This window comes from Streptococcus alactolyticus, from assembly GCF_012277075.1.
GTDB lineage: Bacteria > Bacillota > Bacilli > Lactobacillales > Streptococcaceae > Streptococcus > Streptococcus alactolyticus.
The window spans coordinates 1-3386 of the sequence record NZ_JAAXMT010000025.1 but is presented as its reverse complement, the minus strand read 5'-3'; the positions used below and the strand labels follow the sequence as shown (position 1 = coordinate 3386).

Here is a 3386-nt window from a genome sequence, read left to right as displayed (position 1 = left end):
ACCCAAAATCGCTAAAATTGTTTATGCCATATTATTGTAACACCTTTTCAAAAATGTAGCTAGCTAAGGTGTTATTTAGTTGTGCACTTTTTCTCTGTTAAATCAAAGAAATAACCTCTCTACTGGTTGAATTAAGTAGCTTCCGATAATGATTTCTTCTAGAAATCGTTGATATGCTTGACAAATGGTAGAAAAAGAGAAGGTAAAATTTTCCTTCTCTCTGCACACTTCTCGATTAATGAAAAGCTTATTATTGGTAAATGTAGTAAACAGTACCGCTTGAAGCTGGATTAAACCATCCACGATAGTTACCGATAGATGAGTTACCAGCGTAGTTAGCTTCCATAACTTGGATATTTGTTGAGCTTTGAACAGCAGATACATATGCTACGTGTCCGTAACCACCACCATCATATGGCCAAACGGCTACTGCACCAACTTTTGGTGTTGTTCCAACAGAGTGTCCAGCTGCTTGTGCGCTAGCAACCCATTGGTTTGCATTACCCCAGTAGTTACCAACCCATGAAGCAAGTGATTTAACACCCCAAGTACATTGACCTACTGGATAAGTGTTGGCTGAACTTGTTGTGCTTGCGGCTGGTTTAGCTGCTGCAGTAGTAGTTGTTGTAGTAGATGTAGCAGCTGTTGTAGTTGCTGCTGGAGCTGATGTAGTTGTACTTGCAGCTGGAGCTGATGTAGTTGTACTTGTAGCTGGAGCAGCTGTTTGTTGTGTTTCAGTAGCTGGTGTTGATGCAGCTGGAGCTGATACTGATGAAGTTGAAGAGCTTGCTTCAGTTGATGCAGGTGTTTCAGCTGCTGCACTTGACTCTTCTTGTGTAGAAGTAGATTCAGTAGTAGCTGCTGGAAGTGTTTCTTGAGCTTGAGCGGCTGCTTGTGCTTGTGCTACAGATTCAGCTTGTGCTTTAGCTTCTGCTTCTGCTTTAGCTTGAGCAGCGGCTTGAGCGGCTGCGGCTTCTGCTGCTGCGCGTTCAGCTTCTTCTTTTTGCGCAACTAAGCTAGCACGTTCATCTTCTGCAGTAGCCAATTGAGCTGACAAGTTCAATTGTGCTGCTTCCAATTCTGCTTGTTGTGTTGCCAAAGCAGCTTTGTTTTGTTCGATAGTAGCTTTATTTTCAGCTACAGTGTTAATTGCTGCTTGGTTTTCAGCTTGTTTTTGTTCGATTTCTGCTTTATCAGCTTCTTGTTGTTCCAACATTTTTTCATTTGCAGAAACAACTTCACGAACAGCAACCACACGGTTAATAGCGTCTGAAATTGATTTTGAATTTAAAATAGTATTGATATAGCTTGTAGAAGCACTGCTTTTTTGTGCGCTACGAGCTTGTTTTTTCAATGATTCGTTACGAGCAACAATTTTGCTTGAAAGAGCTTGAATATCTTCGCTTAATTTTTGAGATTCAGCTTCTAATTGAGCATTTTGTGCTTCTAATTCAGCTTGTTGAGATTGTAATGATGATACTTGTTGTTGAATAGCATCAACTTGATTTTTTGCTGCAGTTTGCTCAGCATTTAGGTTACTAATAACCTCATCCTGCGCAGCAATTTTCGCATCATAATCATCGGCATTTACAGTAGTAGCTGCCGTACCCAGTGTTACACCACTGACAAGAACAGCAGATAAAATTCTTTTCTTCATATTAAATAAAACGACTCCTTTTTGATAAGACAATAATATTTTACCAAAAAATCACGCAACTTATGTTACGTGATTGTTACATTTTTATTTTGTTCTAGTGATTAAGCCCCCAAAAAGAGCTTTTTCAAGAGATTGCGGAAAATAAAGTATAATAAAATGTTAAAAACAAGCGATGGAGCAAAACTGTAGGCAATAAAATGTGCTACAGACATGGTAGTCATGCCCAACCAAACAGCAGCTAACTCACCACTAATTTCGAATAAAAATAGAATAATGATATAAAAAATCAATGTTTGATAATCATTTGCAAAAAACTTTTTACTAATCTTACTAATAAATAAGGCTAGCATTGGGAGAAGAAAGACGATCAAACCAATTCTGTTTAAGTAATAAATATCAAAGATGGCTCCTAAAAAGATTGAACTCCAAAGCGTAAAAGCGTCATTCTTATCATGATAAAAATACATGACAGCCAATAAAAACAAATGGCTAGAAATCAGAAAATGATAAGAAAACAAAGAGCTCATGACAAACGACATCTGCCCATCAACCAACATTAACAAAAAAAGCAATAACAGTAAAAAATATTTATTTTTATAAAAAACCACTTTAGTCACCAATTATTGTTACATAGGAAATATCAGAAAAATCAGCTGCAGGTGTTACATAAATAACACGTTTTAAGCTCTCTGAATTACTTTTCTCGCTAGAAACAGTCCCAACAGACACATTTGCAACCGTATCCCCATCCAAACCACTAGTAACGACAGTGGCGCCACTTTTAATATCAACAGAGGAATTTAGGTCAGTAATCACAAAACATTTCTTATCTAGATCGTAGTGTTCCAACAAACCATATACTTCCGTAGAATCTGTTTTGATTTTGATTGGGATGTTAAAGTTTGAACCATTAGTCAAAAGGGACACACTTGCTGTATCCGAACGTACATCTGTCACGGAACCAACCAAAGATCCATCTGATAAGACTAGCATTTTCTTACGAACAGTACCAGGATTACCTAATTTAACCGTTAGAGCATCATACCACGAAACAGGACTTCGCACAATAACACGACCGATAGTCGAAATTTGTGAAGTCACAGAGGATTGCATTCCAACTTCACTATTTAACTTTTCATTTTCTTCTTTTAATGAAGAAACCAAATCACTTTGATCCTCTAACTCAGCCACTTTCTTCTTCAAACGCTTATTTTCAGCATAAGTATCAAAAAGATTTTTCACTTCCTCATTCATAGAATCAATAGCTCTAAAAGGGGCAGAAACAAGGTAATCTATTCGAAAAACAAAACTTCTAATCGGAGAAGAAACTGCTGAAACAAGACTCGAATTTCGAAAAATAAGAGCAAACGAAAAACTAATAAGCAGTAATGACAAAACAGTCAAAAAAACAAAACGAGAAATTCTTACTTTTTTCAAATTCTTACACCAACTAATATATAAAATGCATAATATAAAAATAAAACGAGATATCCAAGGATAATCTCGTTTCAAAAACGTACGGAGAATAAGGGATTCGAACCCTTGCGCCAGTTACCCGACCTAACGATTTAGCAAACCGTCCTCTTCAGCCTCTTGAGTAATTCTCCACCAGATATGGGCACAAGTGGACTCGAACCACCGACCTCACGCTTATCAGGCGTGCGCTCTAACCAGCTGAGCTATGCGCCCATCAATTGGAAAAGACCAATATTTATTAATAATAAAGCGG

3 protein-coding genes and 2 tRNA genes are annotated in these 3386 nt (G+C 37.4%); all 5 read right to left on the bottom strand.

Annotated features, from left to right (window positions below):
• Positions 1-250: 250 nt before the first annotated feature.
• Positions 251-1657 (bottom strand): PcsB-like coiled-coil domain-containing protein, encoded by a 1407-nt coding sequence (locus HFK82_RS08685; protein ID WP_168261483.1) that lies wholly within the window; start codon positions 1655-1657, stop codon positions 251-253.
• A 101-nt stretch (positions 1658-1758) separates the two neighbouring features.
• A complete protein-coding gene (gene mreD / locus HFK82_RS08680) occupies positions 1759-2274 on the bottom strand; it encodes a rod shape-determining protein MreD (RefSeq protein ID WP_269725652.1) in 516 nt (171 codons plus the stop codon).
• Positions 2267-3052 (bottom strand): rod shape-determining protein MreC, encoded by a 786-nt coding sequence (gene mreC, locus HFK82_RS08675; protein ID WP_272869854.1) that lies wholly within the window; start codon positions 3050-3052, stop codon positions 2267-2269. The genes mreD and mreC overlap by 8 nt, the downstream gene beginning before the upstream one ends.
• Positions 3053-3176: 124 nt before the next feature.
• Positions 3177-3264 (bottom strand) — tRNA-Ser (locus HFK82_RS08670).
• 8 nt (positions 3265-3272) lie between these two features.
• Positions 3273-3346, bottom strand: a tRNA-Ile gene (locus HFK82_RS08665).
• Between the last annotated feature and the right edge of the window lie 40 nt (positions 3347-3386).

Bases quoted from the DNA above. Each gene is read 5' to 3' on its own strand.
- HFK82_RS08685 (WP_168261483.1), bottom strand. From the start codon at position 1,657: ATGAAGAAAAGAATTTTATCTGCTGTTCTTGTCAGTGGTGTAACACTG.